This window comes from Pseudovibrio sp. POLY-S9 (assembly GCF_001431305.1).
Classification (GTDB): domain Bacteria; phylum Pseudomonadota; class Alphaproteobacteria; order Rhizobiales; family Stappiaceae; genus Pseudovibrio.
On the sequence record NZ_LCWX01000055.1, the window covers coordinates 65,103 to 87,043 of the forward strand.

The following is a 21,941-nucleotide window of genomic DNA, read 5'->3' on the forward strand; positions in this document are numbered from 1 at the left end:
CGTACTCAACCGCTTCCTCATGCAAGGCGCGATTGGATACCCGCTGACCGTGCACGGCACCGGCGGCCAGAAGCGGGCTTTCATCCATATTCAGGACACTGTGCGCTGCGTTCAGCTCGCCGTCGAAAATCCACCAGAGCGTGGAGATCGTGTAAAGATCCTCAACCAGATGACAGAGGTCCACCGGGTTCGTGATCTGGCTGAGATGGTCGCCAAAATGGCAAATGTGGAAATCGCATATCTGGAAAATCCGCGCAAGGAAGCTGCAGAAAACGATTTGATGGTGGCCAATCATAAATTTCTGGAGATGGGACTGGAGCCAATCACGCTGAGTGATCGGCTGCTTGAGGAAGTGACTGATATTGCGAAAAACTACTCAGATCGCTGCGACACGACTAAAATCCCTTGCTTGTCCCTCTGGTAACGTTACGGGGATAGGCCGATGAAAATTGTCATTGTCTCCGATGCCTGGCACCCGCAGATCAACGGGGTGGTTCGTGTTTTAGAGATCACGCGCCGCGAGTTATCCGCTCTGGGGCATGAAGTTATCCTCATCACGCCCGATCAGTTTCACCAAATGCCGCTGCCAACCTATCCGGACATCAAGTTGGCACTGTTCCCCTATCACAAGCTTTCCTGCATGCTGCGCGAGCTGAAACCTGATGCACTGCATGTGGTGACCGAAGGGCCTTTGGGTTGGGCCGCTCGCAAATACTGCCGCCGCAATGCGCATCACTTCACCAGTTCATGGCTCTCCAAGTTCCCGGAGTATGCCTCCATGCGCACCGGTCTGCCTGAGGCTTGGTTTTACAAGTGGTTGATTACCTTTCACAATCAAGCCACCCACACCATGGTCACTACACAGACTATGTTGGAAACTGCCAATCGTATCGGAATTAAACGTGCCGTGCGTTGGCGGCGGGGAGTTGAGCTGAAGAAGTTCCGGCCTGTTCCTTCTGAAATGTTTGCAGACCTTCCCAAACCAATAATGCTCTATGTGGGGAGGATTGCGCCCGAGAAGAATCTGGAGGCGTTTTTAGATCTGAACGTGCAGGGAACAAAGATTCTGGTGGGGGATGGGCCGGATCTGGCATCGCTTACAAAGCGTCATCCAGATGCAGTCTTTACTGGGGCAAAAACCGGAGATGATCTGATCAAGGCTTATTGTGGGTCAGATGTGATGGTGTTTCCATCTAAAACCGATACATTCGGCCTCGTTAATCTGGAAGCTTTGGCCTGTGGTATCCCCGTTGCAGCCTACCCGGTGACGGGCCCCAAAGACATTATTAGTGATGCCCCAGTTGGGGCGATGGATGAGGATCTCGCAGTTGCAATCCAACGTGCTTTACCAATGAAACCAGAGGATTGCATCGCCCATGCCAAAACATTCTCCTGGGAGCAGGCCACGCAGGACTTTCTGAGTAACCTCGTCAGCTTCTCTACTGAGCAGTCTCAGAAAGCCAAGGATATCCTCACATCATCCGCTCATACAGATCAAACATAATCCAGAGCGTTCCGCCAACCATCAGGAAGATCAGAACGCCCGCAAAACTCATGGCAAGCACGTTTTCAATCGGGGTTCTGCTATCAATGCCAAGGAAGTAATGCAGATGTACGCCAACCTGAACAAGCGCGCATAAAGCGATGATACCGAAGGTCAATTCAACCGGAAACACCATGGTCCAGACAATGGCAAACGGAATGAGTGTGAGCGCCAACGCGAGGATAAACCCGGTGATCAGCCTCTTTGCACTGTGAGATTGCGGGTGCATCTTACTCTCCTAAATAAGCCAGCCGGGCATGTAGACGATTGAGAAAATGCCGATCCAGACGATGTCGAGGAAATGCCAGAACATGCCGAGGCGATGGAGGCGGGATTTGACCGGAGAGGTCAGCCCTTTGATGAGAATCTGGAAGATCATCACCGTGATCCCAATCATGCCAAGGCTCACATGTGCGCCATGGGTTCCCACCAGCGTGAAGAACGAGGTGAGGAAGCCACTGGTCTGCGGTCCGGCCCCAGACTCAATCATGCCAACAAATTCAATCACTTCCAGAGATATGAAGCCCATACCAAGCACGATGGTAACAATCAGCCAGAACACCGCCTGACTTTTATGCTCTCTGACAGAGGCGAGGGACGCGAAGCCAAACGTTACGCTTGAAAAGAGCAGGAACATGGTTTCGGCAAAGACGTGTTTGATGTCGAACACGTCAATCGGCAGCGGTCCGGTGGCAGTGTTCTGGAACATGACCACGTAAGTTGCAAACAGAAGCGAGAAGATGATCGCATCTGTCATCAGGTAGAGCCAGAAGCCCAAGTCTCTAATATCTAACGTTTCTTCTGTCGGTCCGGGAGAGCCGGTGGTTTTAGGGCTGTATGTGCTCATGACCAGAAATCCCCCGGTGCTGGTTTGTGGGCTTCCAAAGCTTTGATGCGGGCCTTCTCATGGGCCTCGATCTCGGCAGCGGGGATAATCTCGTAGGTGTGATCTTGTGAGCTGCGGGCTATCAAACACGCGAGCACGCCAAGGAACCCAAGGGCGACCAGCCACCAGATGTACCATGTGACCGCAAAGCCGATGAGGAACCCGAGACCACCGAGGAAGACACCAATGCCTGTGTTCCGCGGCAAGTGAATGTCCTCGTAGTCTTGCGCAGGGGCATAAGCCACGCCGCGCTGCTTCATGTCCCAGAAGGCATCTATGTCCTGCACATCCGGAATCTTGGCAAAGTTATACTCGGCAGGAGGGGAAGAGGTTTGCCACTCCAATGTCCGGCCATTGTACGGATCATCCGTCAGATCGCGGTTCTTTTCCCGATCACGAATGCTCACATAAAGCTGCATACCCTGACAGAAAATACCGATCAGAACACTCAAGGCACCGACTGCTGCTACGATCAGATAGGGCTGCCACTCTGCAACATCGTAACGCTCCATCCGGCGAGACATGCCCATGAAACCAAGGGCATAGAGCGGCATGAAGGCGAGGTAGAAGCCGATGATCCAGAACCAGAAAGAACGAACGCCCCACGCCCTATCCAACTTGAAGCCGGTTGCCTTGGGGAACCAGTACTGGAAGCCGGCAAAGTACCCAAAGACCGCACCGGGGATCAGCACGTTATGGAAGTGCGCGACAAGGAACGTGGAGTTATGCATCAAAAAGTCGGCAGGAGGGATCGCCAGCAACACGCCGGAAACGCCGCCAAGCACGAAGGTGATCAGAAAACCGATGGTGAATAACATGGCTGGGTGGAAGATGATCCGCCCCTTGTACATGGTGAACACCCAGTCAAAAATCTTCACACCGGTCGGAACGGCGATGATCATAGTCGCAATGCCGAAGACCGCATTCACATTGGGGCTGGAGCCCATGGTGAAGAAATGGTGCAGCCAGACCGAGAAGGATAAGATGGTAATAGCTGCTGTTGCGTAGACCAGTGACTTGTAGCCAAAAAGCCTTTTCTGAGAGAAGGTTGCGACAACTTCTGAGAACACGCCAAACGCGGGTAAGATGAGGATATAAACTTCCGGGTGTCCCCAAATCCAAATCAGATTGGCGTAATTCATCATGTTGCCGCCAGAATCATTGGTGAAGAAGTGAAACCCGAGAATCCGGTCCAATCCGAGCATCGCAGCAACAACTGTCAGTGCTGGAAAAGCGAAAGCCATGAGTAAACTGGTGCATAAAGTGGTCCAGGTGAACAGCGGCATCTGCATCAAGCGCATTTTGGGGGCGCGGCACTTTATGATCGTGACGACAAAATTAATCCCCGTCATGGTGCTGCCCACACCGCTGACCAGCAGCGCCCAGATCCAGTAATCAACGCCCACACCCGGACTATACTCAGCGCCGGAATACGGCGGGTAACCGGTCCAACCAGCGGTTGAGAATTTGCCGATGACAAGGGAGACCATCACCAGCGCTGCACCTGCCGCCGTCAACCACAAACTGATGGAGTTCATGAACGGGAAGGCCACATCACGGGCACCGAGCTGCTGAGGCACAACAATGTTGATCAGGCCCGTCAGGAACGGCATGGCCATGAAAAAGATCATGATGGTGCCGTGAGAACTGAACACCTGATCGAAATGCTCAGGGGCAAGATATCCATCATTGTTCAAGGAAATGGCCTGTTGGGAGCGCATCATGAGCGCGTCCACAAAGCCACGTACCAGCATCACCATGGCAAGGGCGATGTACATGATGCCGATGCGTTTGTGATCAAGACTTGTCAGCCATTCATCCCAGAAATACCGCCACTTACCAAAGTAGGTGACCAGCAAAAAAACGGCCAGTCCGCCCAATACGGTGATTGAGGCACCACCAAAAGCGATGGCACTGTAGAAGGGGAGAGAGTCTAATCCTAATCTTCCTAGCATGGTGTATCCCCCTCACAAGCAGGTTGGGTCGTCACCGGTGTGTGTCGGCGCAAGGTGGTTTCGGGCCGTCTGGCGTACTTCTTCAAAATCTCTGCAAACAAGCCGGGCTTGACCCAGGAGAAATACTCCACGTCGTGCCCGATGGTCGGCTGTGCCAGTTGATCATAGGTCACGGTGGAGAGCGGTTTGGTCTGCGATTTGGCGTTGGCAACCCACGCATCAAACTCGTCCGGTGTCATGGCAACAGCATCAAAAAACTGCATGGCAAACCCGTCACCGCTGTACTGGGTATTGCGGCCACGGAAGCGGCCTATCTCATTGGCCTGCAAGTTCAACTCGCTGGTCATCCCCGCCATGGCATAGATTTGTCCCCCCAGTGCGGGTATGAGGAACGAGTTCATCACAGTGTCAGAGGTCAATTGCAGGCTGACTGCCTTATCAACGGGGAAGGCAAGCTCATTGACGGAGGCAATGCCAAGCTCCGGGTAGATGAAGAGCCACTTCCAGTCCTGCGCCACCACCTGCACATTGATGGTATTTTCCGGCGTCGCGATCTTCTTGTAGGGGTCAAGCTTGTAGGAATACGTCCAGACCAGATATCCAAGCGTGATGATGATGGCCGCTGGAATAGACCATACGAACACCTCGATAATGGTGGATTTGTGCCAATCCGGCTTGTATTCACCGCTGCCACCTTTTGCGCGGTAGCGCCAGATGAACCAGAACACCATAAAATAAACGGGAATAACCACGATCAGCATGATGAAGAAGGCAGTGTAAAGCAGATCGCGTTCTATCAGGGCAATCGGGCCTTTGGGGTCGGCAACCGGGGACGTCTGAAGGCCGCATCCAGCTAACACAAGCAGGAGGCCCAGCAGAGTTATTCCCGTTATGAAAGGTTTTGAAATGAAATGTTTCATCGTAATCCCGCGCAGGAGTGGGTGACCTAACGGGGATATTTCAAGGGGGTGGGGATTACAGAATATTTAAGGTCACGGCCCGACGGCCTGAGACCCATGAGATTTCAGGAACCAATTCTTTGAGGGGAGCACAGAGATGGTTATCAATTACTCCCCCGTCTCTTTCAATTTATCCCCCCGCCTTTGCGGGAGCTTTAAGGCCTTCCAGCATTTCTGCCATTTTCGCCTGCACCATGGTCACCGCCTTCAACGGGCGCAGCATGACCTTGAAATCATCAATCAGGCCCTCCTCGTTCCAATGGATCATATCAACGCCGTTGATGTAGATGCCATCGACCTCTGTTTCGAACTCCAGTACAGCGTTGTCGCCACGATCCAGAATGCGCACATATTTGAAGGTGTTGTTGACGCCCAGCACTTGCGCTGCACCGTAAAGGTACATGACTGTGATCTGTTGTCCGCGTTGCGGGGTGTGCACCACGGGGCTGTAAAACACGCAGTCCTTGGCAATCAAAGCGGACAACTTCGCCAGATCTTTGCCGCCCTCCAGCATATCCAGCCACTTTTGCAACGTCTCAGAATATGGTGTCGACATCATCTTATCCTCCCCGGTGTCTCTTTTTGTTCTCCTAAAACACAGGCAGGAGAGTCAGAGCCCCTCCAGTCAAACTCATATTGACGTAATGGTCAAGCTAGTCAGAAGAGACGGGAACAAGTGCACGCTTGCTTGAGGATTTATGAAGAGAAACTCAGATTTTTGCGTGGTTTCCTTAGGGCACCATTAGCGAGCTAAGTGCTAGAAATATAATAGGAAGTTTTAGTTGCGTGGATTTTGAAAGGTTTATGCGTTTTTTGCGTTATCTGGCGTTTTTTTGTTTTTCATGGTCCAGAGCAGAAAATGAGCAAACACAGTTGTCACGCGATCGATATGTACCGCGGAGAAGCAGCAACACATGCCTGACTCCATCCTCTATCGGCCACCGGCTCCCACGCCTTGCAAGCCACTTCGTGGTCTGCGTCTGTTTCGCGTGTTCTGGGCACGCAACGTTTTAACGTTGATCCCCGGTGAGTTCTTCAACAGCCCGATGGAGAGGATCTATTTTACCAAGCGCCCCTGTTTCCTTGTCAACGCGCCTGATCTGGTCAACGAGGTTCTGGTCGAGAAACGACTGTCCTTTCCCAAATCCGATGTGATGGTGGATACGCTCAAGCCGGTGATTGGTGAGAGCACCATTCTTGTCAGTGGTCCCAAATGGGAAGAGCAGCGGGAAATGATTGCCCCCGTGTTTTCCCATGTCAGCATTCGTGGTGCGTACAAGCATGTTCAAAGTGCCTGCACGCAGTTTCTGTCTTTTCTGGATCAAATGTCACAACTCGGTAAGACCATCAGCTTGCGCGATGAAATGAACCGATTGACTGCAGATATCATCTTCCGCACTATCTTTTCGCATCCGGTTGACAATGATCGGGCACGCATGGTGTTTTCGCTGTCTTCACGTTACCAATCCATCACGACCACATGGGCGCGCAAAATGATTTTGCGCGGCACGCCAGACGCCCCAAAAACTCCGATGCCAAAGGAAGCGGAGCTTCTCCGCAATGAGTTGCGCCTCTTGCTGCGTGATCTGGTAGAGGAACATACCGCCAACCGGTTTGGCCAGCACGATGATATGTGCCAGAGGCTGCTTGATGCCCGGCACCCACAAACGGGCCAGCCCCTGAGCAAGGAACAGCTGGTAGATCACATTGCAACTTTCTTCCTTGCTGGACATGAGACAACCTCGGCAATCCTCAACTGGGCGTTTTTCATTCTTTCCCAGCGGCCTGATTATTCGGAGCGCATCAGGAGAGAGACCGACAATGTCACCAATGGCGAGAACATCGAATACCGGCACATCTCCAAATTGAAATTCACACGGGATGTTTTCCGCGAAACCATGCGATTGTATCCACCAATCGCTTTCATGACCCGTATGGCGGAAGAGGACAGCGCCATAGGCGGTCACAAGATTCCGCGCGGGGCTCTTATCATTATATCACCATGGATTGTGCATCGGCACAGATCCTATTGGAACAATCCGGACCACTTTGACCCGGACCGGTTTGAGCGCGCTGATGACCCCATGACCAGCGCTTTCATACCATTTGGTGTTGGCCCGCGCGTGTGTGCAGGCGCCAGTTTTGCAACGGTGCAGGCAATCGTTTTGCTGGCCCGTCTGACACGCTTTTACAGTTTCAAAGTTATGAAGCCTGACGAGGTCTTTCCAGAATCCGGTGTCGCCTTGCGGGCAGGTTCAGAAATCAGGTGCAAACTCATAAAACGCCATCATATGGCACAATAGCAGGTCAAAACCTGCGAATAGCCCGAAACTATCGGGTGGCATCACCGCCAATTATATGCATCATTCCGTGAGGGTAAGAACTGGGAGGTTGGTATGCGCTGGATTGCTGGGTTGGTAATTATCATCGTCGGAGCTGCTGCAGGCTACTATTGGTACTCTCTGCCACCGACCTATCCCGGCAAATACATCGTCACCGCAGACCGCGTCTTGACCATGGACCCGGAGCTGCCACAGGTGCAGGCCGTGCTGGTTGATGACAACGAGATCATGGCCGTTGGTGATGTGCGGGAGTTGGAAGGCCTTGCCGACGTGGAGATCATACGCCTCAAAGGCACGTTGATCCCGGGCTTGATTGAACCCCATACCCACCCGATTGCAGCTGCCCTGCTGGGCTCAGCCACGGACATCAGCGCCTTTAAATACGACAACCGCATGCAAATCATGCAGGCCCTGCAGGATTCCGCCGATGAATTCAGCGTAACCCCGTGGGTGCTGGCCTACGGTTGGGATCCGATTGCGATCAGAGACCTTTCTCCGCCAACACTGGCGGAGCTGGACGCCATCTCCCCTGATAAACCCATGCTCGTTCTGACCCAAATGATGCACGAGGCCTACGCCAATACCGCTGCGCTGAAAGAAGCTGGTGTTGACCCGCGCCGCGGCCCAATGCTGAGAGAGCTGGAAGAGATCAACCGTGTTGTCTCTGCCATTCCCGCCCCTTCAGATGAAGCAGTCGAGTTGTTGGTGCGCAAGACCTACACTGACTATGCCAAGGCCGGTTACACCACCATTGGCGTGACGGGCGCTGTCGGCCGCCATCCCAACCCTGTTGGTTTGTTGCAACGTGTTGGGCTGGAAGACAATCCACCAGTGCGAACCTACGTTTATCTGACAGAGGATCAACTTCCCAACTGGCGCTTTGGAGGGGATGATCGGTTCACCATCCTGGGTGCAAAGTTCTGGCTGGACGGATCACCCTTTACCGGCGGGGCCGCAACCCATGAACCCTATGAAGATTCCGAATTGGTGCTGGAACGGCTAGGCCTGTCTACGGGTCACCGGGGTGACCTCAGCATGAGTGATACAGACCTGTTGGAGAAACTCCGCGACGTGCATAAACGCAGCGGGCAAGTTGCGATGCACGCGCAGGGAGAGCGCGCCATTGATCAGGCGTTGATGGCAATTGCGGCCATTCAGGCAGAAGACCCGCGCGATGACATTGAACATCGGCTTGAGCACAACGCGCTTATAACCGACGAGCAAATTCAGAGAGCTGCTGATCTGGGCGTATCTCTAGGTTTCTTTGTCGATCATATCAGCCACTACGGTGATCAGCTGGAAAGCTTGTTTGGCAAAGAGCGGCTGGATCGCTACATGCCTGTGCGCGATGCCAAGGATGCCGGTGCTGTCATAACCTTCCATGGGGACCACCCTGCAACGCCCATGAACCCGATGGGAACTGTTGAGACTGCCATGTCCCGCACATCCACCAGTGGTAACACGGTGGTTGGCGCAGATCAGGCTGTTACGCTTGAAGAAGCGTTGCAGGCCATGACAGTCAACGCCGCTCGTCAGCTGGGGCAGGAAGATACACTTGGAATGATTGCCGTTGGCATGAAGGCCGACTTCACTCTGCTCAACGGCAACCCTCAGGTAATGATGCCGCAGGGCTTGCGCCTGATCCGCCCCGCCATGACGATCCGCAATGGCCAACCCGTAGATACCCGCTTTGTCAGCTGGTTTGACCCGGAACTGGCCATCAAAGCCATCTGGAAAATGATGATGGGTGACGACAGCGAGCCCACCAGCACATAGAAAGCTCGTCGGTTTAGCTATCCTCTTGCATCTGGCTCAACTGAAACGAGCAGTCTACTCACAGTTTCTGTCTCAACCAGTCGAGCGCCTTGACAGCTGTCTCTGGCCACTGGTCCTCAAACTGGATGTAGTGGCAGGCCCCGTTGACCGTGAGGAAGTCCGAGTTTTCGTAGCGCTCTGCCATCAATCGCGCGGTGCTTGGCGTCACAGCCTTGTCCTCGGTTCCTGAAACGAAGAGCAAGGGGCAAGAGACCTTGTTCGGGTCAACAAACGTGGTTTGGCGAACGTCATACATCCAGAAGACAAACTCGAAAAGCACCCGCCCGGATTCGGAGCAGAGACGCGCATGGATGTCCCGTTGTAAACTGGGCGGCAGCGTGTTGAACCCATACGTCGTCAGAAGCTCGAAATCCTGCTTCAGGGCCTGCTCCCAAAATGCACCAGCCGAAATGAGCAGCTTGCCAAGTTCGCGCTCCCCGTCCGTCGTTGGCAAAATGCCGTTCACAATGCTGCTGTTGAGAAGAACCCCTGCTTTTATGGCGCCCTCGGCTGCCAAAAGCTGCGCGATAACCCCGCCGATCGAGTGCCCGACAACAACTGGCGCCTCGCCAATCTCTGCTATGGCATGCCGGGCATCCTCCACATAATCCGCGATGCTCACCCCGACAAGCTTAGTATCGCGTTCCAGCCCCGGTGGCAGGTCATGATGCCGATAGGTGAGGCTGTGACAGACATACCCGGAAGCCTCGAAGGACATACGGACAGTGTCCATCGTCCAGGCCGCAGCGTTGGTGCCGGTCAAAAGCAGGACTGGAGGTAAAGAGCTGTTTGGCATCTGAAGCTCCTAAAGAACGGGGCCCCAGACAGAGCCCCACTCTCATCGCTTTATCAGCTCAGGCTCAACGAAGTGTAAGCCCGGAACTCGCAATTTAACAGCAGCATGCCACTGCAGAGAGCAACGGCAGCCAGATAATGTCGTCAGGGCTTTTTTGTCGCCCGCAAAACCTTCGCCACAACCTGTTCAGCAAACACTTCGTGGTTTGCGACTGCTGTGCCAATCCTTGCGTCTTTGACAATGACTTCTTTTGTCCGCGCATCAATAACCGTCACCATGCCCGACATGGAGGATGCACCTGTCCCGAAGAGGATGTCATAACCCATATTTGAAATGAAGAAGCTCTGAATTTTGACGTCAACGTTGACCCGTCTCGGACCATGCAGGTCTTTCAACTTGTTCTTTAAGGCCTTCTTTGTGACCTTAACGATTATGTCTTTATCGTAGTCCACGCCCAGAACATTGTTCAGCCCTTCATATTTCCAATCGCCCATCACGGTCACCTTTGAGACCTTTACCTGTGCTTCTTCAATGTCTTTCGCCGTAATGGTCGTTTGGCATGCTGCAAGTGTAAGCCCGAGCAGAGCGAGTACGGCTATGTTCCGCAGGTTCTTCAGCTTTTTTGTGAGGCTATATAAGTATTTGTTTTTCATTGAGTTACGACTTCATTACATTGAGGCAGATTTCGTAAGGAGCCATAGTGTCAGGAGAGGCTTGCGCCTGGGTGATTGCAATCGCCTTTCAAAAGCACGATTTTCTGGCAAGCTTTATGTTTTCTTTGGAGGTTCGCGCCTAAGCTTCATCCGTGAGGTGGGCTTTTTCGGGCCGCTCATCATCACGTCTTGTTTGCTGGTTTGAGGAGAGGGTTTTCTCTTTCGCAATCCGGTGCACTCCGGGGGGAATGCAGGAAACCCTGTCGGAAGGACGGTAGATGACACAAGGAGTTGGCCTTGTCATGCAAGGCGGTGGAGCTCTTGGAGCCTATGAGGTTGGTGCGCTCACCCGCATTTATCAGGCGGGCTATGAGCCGGAAATCATCACTGGCACCTCCATTGGTGCGCTGAACGCGGCTGTTATTGCAGCTCCCAAGCTCGGCGACCCCATTGAGACCCTCCACGCTCTTTGGGAGCATCTGAGCCACACCCCGGGCTTCATCTGGCATTCCAGCCAGAAACTCCTTTCCGCCAGTCTGGGTAATCCGCATTTTTTCAAGCTACACCCTCCGTCCTTCATGTCAGAGACGAAGCCCAGTATCTACGACATTACTCCGGCGCTTGAGACTATGGAAAAGTTCATCGACTTTGAGCACCTCAACAGCGAATACGCGCCGCGGCTGGTGATCACGGCAACCAATGTGGCCACAGGGCAGATCGAGCGTTTTTCCAACCGGGACCACTACCTCACTTCCAGGCACATCATGGCCAGTGGCAGTCTCCCCCCCGGCTTTCCGCCCATCGAGCTGGACGGCCACTTTTACTGGGATGGAGGACTTTACGATAACACCCCAATCCGCTCTTTATTGCGCATTCTGGATGATCATCAAATCGCCCACATGCCCATCTTCCTGATCGAACTGTTTTGCCCGGAAGGCATCATTCCCTCAACGGTTGAAGAAGCGATCTACCGCATGACGGAACTCGTGTTTGAAGACAAGTTCTGGCATATGCTGGACGGCGACAAGTGCGCTCAGCATTATTCTAAGATGCTCTGGGATCTGGACAATCTGGTTCCCGAGAACTCTCCTATCCGGCAATGCGAGCACTATCAATCTCTCATGACCATGCGTGCACTCTCCCACATCATCACTGTGCAAGCAGAGCACAATGCGCTCAGCGGTGTGGTTGATTTCGATCCCAAAAGCATCAATGACCGCATCAAGACAGGGTATCTGGCAGCAGATGAGGCTTTGCGAAAATACAGCGGGCGTATCGACGCCATCATGACTGCCAAATCAAAAGGCCATATGACTGAATCCGTTCATTCAAAGCATAAGCCTTACCCGGAAGAAAAGAGGTGCCAATGAGTGAGATTGACGAAAGCAAATATGACAGCGGCGCCTATGAGAACAAATGGTTCAAGGCGTCCGACGGCATCAAGCTCAATTACCGTGTGTATGGCAACGGCACCACCCGAAAACCCGCTATCATCGCTTTACCGGGCCTGACCCGCTGTGCGCGCGATCTGGACCCTATGGCCGTCCAGCTGAGCGAAACCTACAAGATCTACGCATTGAGCCTGCGTGGGCGGGATTTATCGGAGTATGACCCGGATTACAGCAACTACAACACCACCGTTTACCTCCGCGATATCTACGAGTTCTGGAAGTTCACCGGAGAACCGCCCGTGGTGCTGCTCGGGTCCTCCCTTGGCGCTTTGCTTGCTATGCTGATGGTGGAGGACCACCCGGATATGCTGGCTGGCACAGTGCTCAATGACCTTGGCGCCACAATCGAGTTTGCTGGCATGTCGCGCATTTTTGGGTATGCCGGACAGCTGGAGGACGAAGAAGAGCTGAGTGCGGTGGTCAGCACCATCAAAGAGCACGTAGGCAACCAATTTATAAACTTACCGGAGGACCAGTGGGAGCGCATGGCGCTGTCCATGTATGGTCGCAAAAACGGCAAATGGCACCATCGCTACGACGACAATCTCGGCGTGGCACTCTGCGAGAACAAAGAGGGCTTCCGTGACCTGTGGCAGGCTCACCAGCGCGCCGCCGACCTTGAGCTGCCTGTCCTGTCTATTCGCGGTGAGCTGTCGGATGTCACCACTGCCGTTACCATCCGCTCCATGAAGAACATGGCCCCTTACATGCAATCGGTGGATATTCCCAATCGCGGGCACTGCCCCTTGTTGGATGAACCGCAATGCATAGAAGCGCTGATGGGCTTCATGGCTCAAATTGAAAACCGTGCCTGAACCGTAAACGAGTGGAGGCAAGCATGGCCCGCAAACATCTGGTTTTGTTGAATATGATCGGGGCACTCGCTCTGGTCATGATCGATCAGACTGTGCTGGGCATTATTCTGCCATCCCTTCAGCGAACCTATGCCTTTGGTCCGGTGCACCTGCAATGGGCGGTCAACGCCTATCTGATCGCACTGGCCTCTATGTTGATGTGTGGTGGCTGGCTGGGCGATAAATTCGGCTACTTCACCTCCCTTCGCATCGGTGTGGCACTGTTCACAGCCGCCTCGCTCGCCTGTGCCTACGCCCCGACGGGCGACATATTCATAACTTCCCGCGTGTTTCAGGGGCTCGGCGCCGCATTGATGCAGCCTGCGGCAACGGCTCTCGTGTTTTCCTCTTATCCGGCGGATGAAAGGGGCAAGGCTCTGGCACATTATGTCGGCGCTGGCCTGGTCTTTATGGCAGCAGGGCCACTGGTGGGTGGCACGCTGGTACAGCTGTTCTCATGGCGGCTGGTGTTCTTGCTCAACGTACCCATTGGAGCTGCCGTCCTGATCATGGCCTTTGCCATCGGTAAGGGCAAAACCTCCAGAGAAACCGGTAATTTTGACTTTCTGGGCGCAGCTCTTTTTGTCATGGCATTGCTGGTGTTCACTGTTGCAGTTCAACGCTTGGGCGATTATCGCCTCACATTGGGGGAAGGGGTCGTCTCGCTTGGGTTCATAGCCCTGATTTGTTACCTGCTGTTTGCCCGCAGGCACCGTGTCGCGCAGCCATTCATCCAGTTTTCCCTCTTTGAAAACAAGGTCTATCTGGGCTGCTGCCTGCTGCTCTTCTGCATTCCGTTTGGCTTGTTGGCACAAGTGGTGTTCGGCGCCGTTTTCCTGCAAAACGTCTTGAGCCTGACGCCCTTTCAAGCCGGCCTTTCCATGTTGCCTGTGGTGCTGACAATCATCATTTGCGCTCAGTTCGGGGGGCGTTTGGTGGGCAAAATCAATTTCCGCAATCTTGCAGTTTGCGGCAGTCTGGCCATGGGGGCTGGTTTCTTGATGCAGGCCCTGGTGATCCACTTCAACAATCTCTGGATGCTGTTTCCCGGAATGATGCTGATGGGCCCCGGACTGGGCTTTCTCATCAGCTCCGTTTCCACGGAAGCGCTTTCTCACGTCTCTCTGCTCGCCCGTGCCCGCGCCACGGCCTTGCTGCAAACCTGCCGGCAGGTGGGCGGTGTGTTTGGCATTGCCTGCGTGGGGGCTCTCATAAACTGGCGGGAAAAGACGATGATTTCCGCTGCAGCTGAGCTGATGGAGCCCAATGACAAAGACCGCGAACTGCTGCAGTTGCTGCTCTACAAGTTCATGGGTGATCAACCCGCCGCTGCCGCCTTGCTGCACGAGCGCTGGCCGCATTCGCTTTACATCCTCAAAGCAATCAGCAGCCGAGCACTTGCAGATGGTTTTTTCTTCAGCGCACTGGTTCTGGCTGGTGCCGCTGTCATGTCTCTTTGGGCCTTCAAAGGCCACACACCAAGACAAAGACCACCAGCCTCAAAAACACCGGCACCGGAAAAGCCAGCAGATGATTAGTGCGAAAGTCCCCGTGTAAGGGTCGTAAGCCACAACCTGACGCATTGGCGCCATTTTGTTTGCTTACAGGTTTGGCCAAAATTAACTGCGCAGGCCAATCTCTCCTTCATCTTCTTAGGCGTATGCTCTCAGGGTAACCGGAGCGATGCCCCGGCGATTTGCATAAACACCTTGGCACCACCTGATTTTAAGACGGCTTCTTGATGCATCTACGGACACTAACAGTTTTGGCAGGACTTCTGGCGCTCAGTGGCTGCAATGAGTCCACGCCCCTCCAAAAAACAGCCCCACAAGCAGATATGATTGCAAAGTTGGACGAGCACGCCAAAGGTATCCAGCGCGGCAATCCGGATGCAAGCCTGAGTGTGGCGGTGGTTCGTGAGGGGAAGGTCGAGTTTATCCGTCTCTACGACAAATCCAGCAGAGGCAAAACTGTGGTTGGGGCGCAAGAGCCTATTTTTGAAGTTGCCTCCCTCGGCAAGCCCGTCTTCGCCTATCTGACGCTGAAACTGGTGGATCTGGATATCCTCTCGCTGGAGCGCCCGCTCTACCAGTACGCTCCGGATCTGTTTGAAGGTTCTGACCCACGATTGAAGCGCATCACCGCTCGTATGCTGCTCTCTCATACCTCCGGCCTCGCCAACTTTGACGAAAAAGATCCGCTGAAACTGCGGTTTGATCCAGGGACGGAGTTTACCTATTCGGGTTCCGGCTATGCCTTGTTGCAGCAGGTGTTGGAACGGCGGACGGGGCTGAACCTTGAGACACTAGCGCGCATCCATGTGTTCGAGCCGCTTGGCATGTCGTCCACCAGCTATCTCTGGCAGCGGGCTTACGATTACCGCATCCGCTTTGGGTATGATGCAGAGGGGGACCGGATAAAAGACAAGCGGAAACCCGCCATCGGCAATGCGGCATGGAGCCTGCACACCACGGCTGGAGATTACGCCCGCTTTCTGGTTGCCATGATGGATGAGGCCGCAGAGCCCGAGCTGAAAGAGCGCATGTTGCAAACCCACAAAACTGTGACAGGCAAGATCGGCTGGTCAATGGGGTGGGGGCTTCAGGCGACCAAGCCAAACAGCTCCATCTGGCACTGGGGCAGCAATCCGGGTTATCGCTCTTACACAGTTGGCTATCCGCAGGAGGATATGGGGATTGTTGTGCTTTCCAACAATGAGAAGCTCTTTGAGAAGATCGAACCGCTTATTCTCCATACAATAGGAGGGACACTGCCCTCCTATCATTGGTTCTAACTTACAGGGTCACGCCGTTTCCCGCGCATTGGCAAGGTATGGAGACAGCCGCGCCATGGCTTCATTGAGCTGCTCATCCGTTTGCGCAAAGCAGAGGCGGAACCAACCCGGCTCTCCAACAAGAAATGCATCTCCCGGCGCGAGCCCCACCTTGGCTTTTTCAATCGACATGCGGGCATAAGCGACGGAATCCGTCACGCCCTCCACCTTGAAATAAGCATAAAAAGCGCTTTCTGGCACAGGGCAGGTCACGCCCTCATGGGCGAGCAAGCGCGAGCACACCAGATCTCGTGCGTGCTGGTAGTTCTTTGCCATTTGCGCAACAAACTCCTCGCCCTGCTGAAGTGCAACCACAGCTGCGCGTTGAGAGAACGGCGGGGCACTGGCGATGGAGAACTCGGCGATCTTTTCGACAACAGGCGTCAGGCTTGGCGGCAAGGTGAGCCAGCCTAAACGCCAGCCAGTCATGGCCCACGATTTGGAAAAGGAATTCACCACGATCAGGCGATCTTCCGGCTCGGACACCTCAAGAAACGATGGTGCTGCCTTGCCGGAGTAAACGGTGCGGGCGTAAACCTCATCAGAGATCAACCATGTGCCGCGCTCGCGCAGAACTTCCATGATCCGCGCAATCTCAGGTCTGGTCAGCATAAAGCCCGTCGGGTTGGAAGGTGAGTTGAGCAACACCACCTTTGCGCCCCTGGCAGTTTCCAGAAATGCTTCCACATCCAGCGACCACTTGCCGTCCTTCACTTTAAGTGAATGAGTGACCGTGCGGGCACCTTGCAGCTTGGGAATGGAGAGCAGGTTTGGGAAGGCGGGCGTCAGCGTGACAACGGTATCGCCTTCTTCCAGCACACACTGAAAGGCCAGATTGAGCGCATTGCCGCCGGAGACGGTAACCGCAACACGGTCCACGCCGATGGGCTTGTTGTAAAGCTCGCTCATATAGCCTGAGATCGCCTCTCGCAAATAAGGCCGTCCGAGGCCTTCTGCGTAAAACGTTTCTCCCGCAGACAAGGATCGTGCCGCCTCATCACAAATGAATTTGGGGGTGGGGATGTTTGGCTCCCCAAACCACAAAGGAATAAGGCCCTCCACGCTCATGGCAGTATTTGCCAGCTCTCGCGTGATGGATGGAGGAACCTGAATTGCACGGCTTTCCAGCCCTTGTTTTGCTAAACTCGTCAATATGTTGCCCGTCCGCCCGGATTTCAAACAATGATCAACCTCGTGAGCCTCGGGGGCGAAACAAGACCCAAGGCATCACCGTCCTGAAGTCTATTCATATATCAGCAAATAGCATTTTCCAGGATAGAGATTTCGTCAAGCGTTTGCGAGGGAAAGAGCCCGTGCAGTGCTCGCACAGGGCGGCGGCATAGCACCACACGGGCCTTCACATACCCGGAATTAGGGTTCCGGGCTCTCGGGAGGAGGTTGCTGAAGCAACAGGAGCGGCCATTGCTTCAACTTCTCACAACACACTGGGGCTATGGCTTTTGGGTATATCTTTGCCTGAAAACCCATCTTTCAGAGATATGCCCGGATCAACCCCAGGAGCATCAAGTCTCTCTCATCGCATGTGCGATCTGGTCCATCATTGGCTTGATCAGATAAGACAGAACAGACCGGTCTTCTGTCTTGATAAACGCCTCAACCGGCATGCCCGGAATGAGGGATTTGCCGTCCAAACGCTCCAGTTCCTCTTCAGGAATAGCCAGCTCGGCCAGATAATAAGTGCTGCCTGTGCGCGGGTCCTCCACCAGATCGGGCGAGATGGTTTTCAGCCGCGCCTTGAGTTCCGGGGTGGTGCGCTTGTCAAACGCGGGCAGGCGAATGGTTGCTTCCTGATTGGGGTTGATCTGATCCACATCCACCGGCTGCACTTTAGCTTCCACGATGAGCTGGTCTTCTTCCGGCACAATCTTCATCACCACTTCGCCGCCCATGATGACGCCGCCGATGGTGTGAATGGCCAGATCAAACACCTTGCCGTTTTGGGGTGCTCTGATTTCCGTCCGGCGAAGCTCATCCTGCGCTGCAATACGCCGCTCTTCGAGCTCAGAAATCTGGGCGCGGGTTTGTTGCAGTTGTTCCAGATTGTTGGACCGTAGTTCCTCATCTGATTGTATGATCATGACCCGGCGTTCGCTGATCGCCTCTCCAGAGCGGGCGATCTGGGCAATGATGCCGCCAAGCACGCCTTCCAGAGAGCTGCGCTCACGCTGAAACGCCATGACACGGGACTCGGTCACCAGTTTCTTTTTACGCAAAGATTCCAAGCCACCCAGTTCGGTGTTGATCAGGTCCACTTCGTTCTGTTTTGCATCCCGCTGCAGCTCTAGGCCATCGATCTGCTTTTCAAACTGGCCGATCTGGGTTTCCAGCTGCTCTTTCTTGCTCAGGTGATTTTTCTGCCGCGCTTCCATCATGTTGCGCTGGGTTTCTTCAATCATCATCAGATGCGCACGGTGCAAAGGAGATTTTGCCCGTTGCTTGAACGTAATCTCGGTGCGGCCCTGTATCTCAGAAGTCAGCCGGGATTCCTGCGCATAAAGCTCATCCAGCTGATTGGTCAGCACAGCCAGATTAGAGCGGGTGACGGTATCATCCAACCGCAGGACCAGTTCTCCGGCCTTCACCGGATCGCCGTTCTTGACGAGGATTTGATTGACGATACCGCCATCGCGGTGCTGCACGCTCTTGGTGCTGGTTTCAACAACGATGGTTGCCGGAGCAACAACCGCACCGGAAATTTCCGTCACAATTGTCCAGGTGCCTGCACCAAAGATGAGTAGTGCTGCCAGAGCGCCGCCCCATTTGAGGTGACGGGTGATGCTTGCGCCGATATCGTAGGAATTGTCGGTATTTCTAGCCATTTAACGCGACCTCCTGCGGCTTGCGAAGCGGAGCTATCACCTGCTTCATGATCTTGTCTTTTGCACCAATGGCTTCTGCTTCACCCTCATTCATCACAAGGATCTGATCGACTGCTGATGTTGCCGCCGGGCGGTGTGCCACCACAATGACGATGGAACCACGCTCACGCATGTCGTGGATTGCGTTGGTCAGCGCTGCTTCGCCTTGCGCATCCAGATTGGAGTTTGGCTCATCCAGCACGATCAGGAACGGGTTGCCATAAAGCGCACGCGCCAGTGCAATCCGCTGACGCTGACCACCAGAAAGACCGTTGCCAGTTGCGCCGATGACAGTGTTGTAGCCTTCCGGCAAGCTCACGATCAGGTCGTGCACGTTGGCCATGCGGGCGGCTTCAATCAGCTTGTTGCTGTCTTCATCCGGCTTGAAACGCTGGATGTTCTCGGCGATGGTGCCATCAAAAAGCTGAATGTCCTGTGGCAGATAGCCGATGAAATCACCACGATCCATCGCGCTCCACTGGTCCAGCTCAGCGCCATCAAAACGGATCGAGCCTTTCAGAGGATTGGTAATGCCAACCATCGCTCTCGTCAGCGTTGACTTGCCGGACCCCGAATGCCCGATGATACCCAGACCATCGCCAGCTTTCAGTTCCAGAGAAACGTTTTTGACGAAGGCCTCCTTGGCCGCAATCGGTCCGCAGGACAAGCCTTCAACAACAACCGACTCCTGCGGGAACGGAATGGACACCCGCTCCTTTGGCTTTGCCTGTGAGGCGAAGATTTCCTGAAGGCGCGAAATGCCAACTCTGGCGGCAACAAAACCACGCCAGTTGACGATTGCCATCTCAACCGGAGCCAGCGCACGAGCTGTCATAATGGAAGACGCGATCATAACGCCTGCAGAGACTTCCTGTTGAATGACCAGCCAGGCCCCAAGGGCAAGAATACCGGACTGCAGCATGAACCGCAGGGTCTTGATCATGGTGGTGAAGATGTTGGACCGGTCAGAGGCTGCCCGCTGACGACCAAGGAAGACATCATTGTTGTCCTCCCACCGGTCCCGCAAATGGTCGATCATGCCCATGGCCTCAATGCTCTCGGCATTGCGGCGGCACGCTTCAATCAATGTGGTCCGCTTGTTGGCTTCAACAGCTGTGTTTGCAGCCGGGCGACGAGAGGATAACTCGTTCAGCGCAATCAAGGCGCAGATGAACAACGCGCCAATGAGAGCCGTGGTGCCCAAAAGCGGGTGAAACAGAAACACGATGCCCAAATAGAGCGGCATCCATGGCATATCGAAGATCGCGGAAGGACCGGAGCCGGACAGGAACTGCCGGATGGAGTCCAGATCGCTGACAGGTCTGGAGCGTTCGCCCTCAGCGCCCATAACCAACGGGACACGGGTCGATGTTTCAAAGGCCAGACCGGTGAGCTGCTCATCCACGTGTTGACCAACACGAAGCAACAGCCGGTTCCGCAGACCATCCAGAATTCCGTAGAAGATATAAAGCACAGCCACAAACAGGCTGAGAACAACAAGCGTTGGCACAGAGCTGCTGGACAAGACGCGATCATAGATCTGCAGCATGAACAAAGGGCCAGTCAACATAAGCAGGTTGATTAACATGCTGATGCCACCAATGCCCCAAAACGCCCGATAGAGTTTGCGAAAGGCGTTGGAAATGTAGGATGTGTGCTCTTGTAACGGCTTACCCAAAATACCCTCCAGCTTGTTGTTTTTATGCTGGGTTGGTTCGGGCGCCACACCCAAGCTCGTGGCGCCCGAACCGTTCTGATTACATCAACATGTCATCAGAACCGTAGTCTGCATTGCCTTCCAGCACTGGTGCATCTGCTGCAGCAACTTCTACAGTTTCAGATGCAGGGTTGAGAGCGTCATAAACGTCCTTTACCCCTTCAGCGATGTTGGTGATGACGCTGACAACGGCCGTAACTGGGTTTGATGTTGCAACCCCCACGGCTATGTCCACGACAACATCAACAACAGTGTCGACCACAGCTTCAAATACGCCTGCGATCTTCTGACCAAGCTCATGCTGACCAAATGCATCGGAGACAGTTTCAATCACTGCGCTAACAGCTTTGGTTACGACGTTTGCGATTGCTTTGAATGGATTCCACCAGCCCATGTCTTTATCCCTTTCAGACAAAAGTTAGATAAGTTTCACCGCTCCCGAAGCGCACTCCGAGGTACAGTGATGTTAAATTGTTGGTGTGATACCGCTGGCAGGAGGTCCTTTAGATGGCTACACGTTACGTGTTGGCTTCAAAGGGTCCCAATCCAAGTCGGTTCTCTATTTCGAAGAAGTCCCTGGACGCACCCGAACACTGCTAATGCCGCATTCAGAATGCAAGTCTACACTACGAATATATGTCATAGCCTAGCCTCCCAGCTTCGCTAAATGCTCACAATGAGCATGCCTCATAGCGACAAACGTTTTGAGTAACGTTTAGTGTCACCCAACCAACTTCAGTTACCTGAAGTCCTAATCAAATCCCCTATGCATAACTTGCATTAATCTCATCATACCACTTTGAGTACACATTACAGATACGATGCAATCCGCCAGTTACACATCCCCGTTTTGGGAGGTGACCTGATCTGAGTTCAATATTTGGCCGCAATTGGGGCGGAAATGTGGCGAACAATTTTATACTTTTAGATCTAGAATAAATGTTATCCAAATGTTTAGTGCAAATACAACTCTAGGTATTATTGAAATATCAGTATTTTTATACTTATGGTATATTAAATTTATCTTACATAAAAATTTATCGATAAAAAGTACCTTACGTTTGAGTAAGTTACCTCGCATGACGTGATGCATGTCACACTCATACGTCTGTCAACACAAAAAATATGAGGGTGACACTCATTTTATAGTGAAAATATATCACCAAGGTGCCGTTTAGGTCATATATTTACCTTAAAAGTGACCACACAACGGCAAATCAGGGCAATCAAAGTGGATAATAGTGTCAGTTGAAGAGAA

At 53.6% G+C, this 21,941-nt stretch carries 18 protein-coding genes and 1 pseudogene; 8 read left to right on the forward strand and 11 right to left on the reverse strand.

The annotated features are described in order from the left end of the window. Both PPL9_RS34075 and PPL9_RS03530 read left to right on the forward strand, forming a co-directional pair. Nucleotides 1–424 (forward strand): annotated as a pseudogene (locus PPL9_RS34075) (NAD-dependent dehydratase); the annotation flags it as partial. A gap of 18 nt (nt 425–442) precedes the next feature. Then, complete coding sequence (locus tag PPL9_RS03530; protein ID WP_057461358.1) at nt 443–1,504, forward strand: glycosyltransferase family 1 protein; 1,062 nt, start codon at nt 443–445, stop codon at nt 1,502–1,504. On the opposite strand, the gene PPL9_RS03535 is transcribed toward PPL9_RS03530, so the two are convergent. From PPL9_RS03535 to PPL9_RS03555, 5 genes are all read right to left on the reverse strand, one after another. Next, a complete protein-coding gene (locus tag PPL9_RS03535; RefSeq protein ID WP_057461359.1) occupies nt 1,473–1,772 on the reverse strand; it encodes a cytochrome C oxidase subunit IV family protein in 300 nt (99 codons plus the stop codon). The two genes, PPL9_RS03530 and PPL9_RS03535, sit on opposite strands and share 32 nt — an antisense overlap. Before the next feature lie 9 nt (nt 1,773–1,781). Next, nucleotides 1,782–2,390: a cytochrome o ubiquinol oxidase subunit III gene (gene cyoC / locus PPL9_RS03540; RefSeq protein ID WP_057461360.1), complete on the reverse strand. Its 609-nt coding sequence runs from the start codon at nt 2,388–2,390 to the stop codon at nt 1,782–1,784. Continuing rightward, entirely contained in the window at nt 2,387–4,384 is a 1,998-nt protein-coding gene (cyoB, locus tag PPL9_RS03545) for a cytochrome o ubiquinol oxidase subunit I (protein WP_057461361.1), read from the reverse strand. The genes cyoC and cyoB overlap by 4 nt, the downstream gene beginning before the upstream one ends. Beyond that, nucleotides 4,378–5,304: a ubiquinol oxidase subunit II gene (cyoA, locus tag PPL9_RS03550; protein WP_208989137.1), complete on the reverse strand. Its 927-nt coding sequence runs from the start codon at nt 5,302–5,304 to the stop codon at nt 4,378–4,380. Before cyoA ends, cyoB begins: the two co-directional genes overlap by 7 nt. A gap of 169 nt (nt 5,305–5,473) precedes the next feature. Then, a complete protein-coding gene (locus PPL9_RS03555; protein WP_057461362.1) occupies nt 5,474–5,899 on the reverse strand; it encodes a hypothetical protein in 426 nt (141 codons plus the stop codon). A 358-nt stretch (nt 5,900–6,257) separates the two neighbouring features. Here PPL9_RS03555 and PPL9_RS03560 point away from each other — a divergent pair, with 358 nt between their 5' ends. After that, nucleotides 6,258–7,646: a cytochrome P450 gene (locus PPL9_RS03560; protein ID WP_057461363.1), complete on the forward strand. Its 1,389-nt coding sequence runs from the start codon at nt 6,258–6,260 to the stop codon at nt 7,644–7,646. 93 nt (nt 7,647–7,739) lie between these two features. Then, nucleotides 7,740–9,461, forward strand: coding sequence for an amidohydrolase (locus PPL9_RS03565; protein WP_057461364.1), 1,722 nt, complete (start codon nt 7,740–7,742; stop codon nt 9,459–9,461). 58 nt (nt 9,462–9,519) lie between these two features. Here PPL9_RS03565 and PPL9_RS03570 read toward each other — a convergent pair whose 3' ends face one another. Both PPL9_RS03570 and PPL9_RS03575 read right to left on the reverse strand, forming a co-directional pair. After that, on the reverse strand, nt 9,520–10,296 hold the full coding sequence (locus tag PPL9_RS03570; protein WP_057461365.1) for an alpha/beta hydrolase: 777 nt from the start codon (nt 10,294–10,296) through the stop codon (nt 9,520–9,522). A 143-nt stretch (nt 10,297–10,439) separates the two neighbouring features. Continuing rightward, entirely contained in the window at nt 10,440–10,949 is a 510-nt protein-coding gene (locus PPL9_RS03575) for a hypothetical protein (RefSeq protein ID WP_057461366.1), read from the reverse strand. A gap of 278 nt (nt 10,950–11,227) precedes the next feature. On the opposite strand from PPL9_RS03575, the gene PPL9_RS03580 reads away from it, so the two are divergent. The 4 genes from PPL9_RS03580 (at nt 11,228) to PPL9_RS03595 (ending at nt 16,048) form a co-directional block, all read left to right on the forward strand. Continuing rightward, complete coding sequence (locus tag PPL9_RS03580) at nt 11,228–12,319, forward strand: patatin-like phospholipase family protein (RefSeq protein ID WP_208989138.1); 1,092 nt, start codon at nt 11,228–11,230, stop codon at nt 12,317–12,319. Then, the gene (locus PPL9_RS03585; RefSeq protein ID WP_057461367.1) at nt 12,316–13,215 is read left to right on the forward strand and encodes an alpha/beta hydrolase; all 900 of its coding nucleotides are present in this window, start codon (nt 12,316–12,318) and stop codon (nt 13,213–13,215) included. Before PPL9_RS03580 ends, PPL9_RS03585 begins: the two co-directional genes overlap by 4 nt. A gap of 23 nt (nt 13,216–13,238) precedes the next feature. Next, entirely contained in the window at nt 13,239–14,792 is a 1,554-nt protein-coding gene (locus tag PPL9_RS03590; protein ID WP_057461368.1) for an MFS transporter, read from the forward strand. A gap of 299 nt (nt 14,793–15,091) precedes the next feature. Next, on the forward strand, nt 15,092–16,048 hold the full coding sequence (locus PPL9_RS03595) for a serine hydrolase domain-containing protein (protein WP_208989139.1): 957 nt from the start codon (nt 15,092–15,094) through the stop codon (nt 16,046–16,048). 9 nt (nt 16,049–16,057) lie between these two features. On the opposite strand, the gene PPL9_RS03600 is transcribed toward PPL9_RS03595, so the two are convergent. From PPL9_RS03600 to PPL9_RS03615, 4 genes are all read right to left on the reverse strand, one after another. Next, the gene (locus PPL9_RS03600; protein WP_057461370.1) at nt 16,058–17,239 is read right to left on the reverse strand and encodes a pyridoxal phosphate-dependent aminotransferase; all 1,182 of its coding nucleotides are present in this window, start codon (nt 17,237–17,239) and stop codon (nt 16,058–16,060) included. Nucleotides 17,240–17,610: 371 nt separating this feature from the next. Then, nucleotides 17,611–18,927, reverse strand: a complete 1,317-nt coding sequence (locus PPL9_RS03605; protein ID WP_057461371.1) for an HlyD family type I secretion periplasmic adaptor subunit — start codon at nt 18,925–18,927, stop codon at nt 17,611–17,613. After that, on the reverse strand, nt 18,920–20,692 hold the full coding sequence (locus PPL9_RS03610) for a type I secretion system permease/ATPase (RefSeq protein ID WP_152986581.1): 1,773 nt from the start codon (nt 20,690–20,692) through the stop codon (nt 18,920–18,922). Before PPL9_RS03610 ends, PPL9_RS03605 begins: the two co-directional genes overlap by 8 nt. 31 nt (nt 20,693–20,723) lie before the next feature. Next, nucleotides 20,724–21,077 carry a hypothetical protein gene (locus PPL9_RS03615; RefSeq protein ID WP_057461372.1) on the reverse strand — a complete coding sequence of 118 codons (354 nt, stop codon included), beginning with the start codon at nt 21,075–21,077 and terminating at the stop codon, nt 20,724–20,726. Between the last annotated feature and the right edge of the window lie 864 nt (nt 21,078–21,941).

Excerpts from the sequence above, each read along its gene's own strand:
- PPL9_RS03530 (WP_057461358.1), top strand. The coding sequence starts at position 443 with ATGAAAATTGTCATTGTCTCCGATGCCTGGCACCCGCAGATCAACGGG.
- PPL9_RS03535 (WP_057461359.1), bottom strand. The coding sequence starts at position 1,772 with ATGCACCCGCAATCTCACAGTGCAAAGAGGCTGATCACCGGGTTTATC.
- cyoC (WP_057461360.1), bottom strand. The coding sequence starts at position 2,390 with ATGAGCACATACAGCCCTAAAACCACCGGCTCTCCCGGACCGACAGAA.
- cyoB (WP_057461361.1), bottom strand. The coding sequence starts at position 4,384 with ATGCTAGGAAGATTAGGATTAGACTCTCTCCCCTTCTACAGTGCCATC.
- cyoA (WP_208989137.1), bottom strand. The coding sequence starts at position 5,304 with ATGAAACATTTCATTTCAAAACCTTTCATAACGGGAATAACTCTGCTG.
- PPL9_RS03555 (WP_057461362.1), bottom strand. The coding sequence starts at position 5,899 with ATGTCGACACCATATTCTGAGACGTTGCAAAAGTGGCTGGATATGCTG.
- PPL9_RS03560 (WP_057461363.1), top strand. The coding sequence starts at position 6,258 with ATGCCTGACTCCATCCTCTATCGGCCACCGGCTCCCACGCCTTGCAAG.
- PPL9_RS03565 (WP_057461364.1), top strand. The coding sequence starts at position 7,740 with ATGCGCTGGATTGCTGGGTTGGTAATTATCATCGTCGGAGCTGCTGCA.
- PPL9_RS03570 (WP_057461365.1), bottom strand. The coding sequence starts at position 10,296 with ATGCCAAACAGCTCTTTACCTCCAGTCCTGCTTTTGACCGGCACCAAC.
- PPL9_RS03575 (WP_057461366.1), bottom strand. The coding sequence starts at position 10,949 with ATGAAAAACAAATACTTATATAGCCTCACAAAAAAGCTGAAGAACCTG.
- PPL9_RS03580 (WP_208989138.1), top strand. The coding sequence starts at position 11,228 with ATGACACAAGGAGTTGGCCTTGTCATGCAAGGCGGTGGAGCTCTTGGA.
- PPL9_RS03585 (WP_057461367.1), top strand. The coding sequence starts at position 12,316 with ATGAGTGAGATTGACGAAAGCAAATATGACAGCGGCGCCTATGAGAAC.
- PPL9_RS03590 (WP_057461368.1), top strand. The coding sequence starts at position 13,239 with ATGGCCCGCAAACATCTGGTTTTGTTGAATATGATCGGGGCACTCGCT.
- PPL9_RS03595 (WP_208989139.1), top strand. The coding sequence starts at position 15,092 with ATGATTGCAAAGTTGGACGAGCACGCCAAAGGTATCCAGCGCGGCAAT.
- PPL9_RS03605 (WP_057461371.1), bottom strand. The coding sequence starts at position 18,927 with ATGGCTAGAAATACCGACAATTCCTACGATATCGGCGCAAGCATCACC.
- PPL9_RS03615 (WP_057461372.1), bottom strand. The coding sequence starts at position 21,077 with ATGGGCTGGTGGAATCCATTCAAAGCAATCGCAAACGTCGTAACCAAA.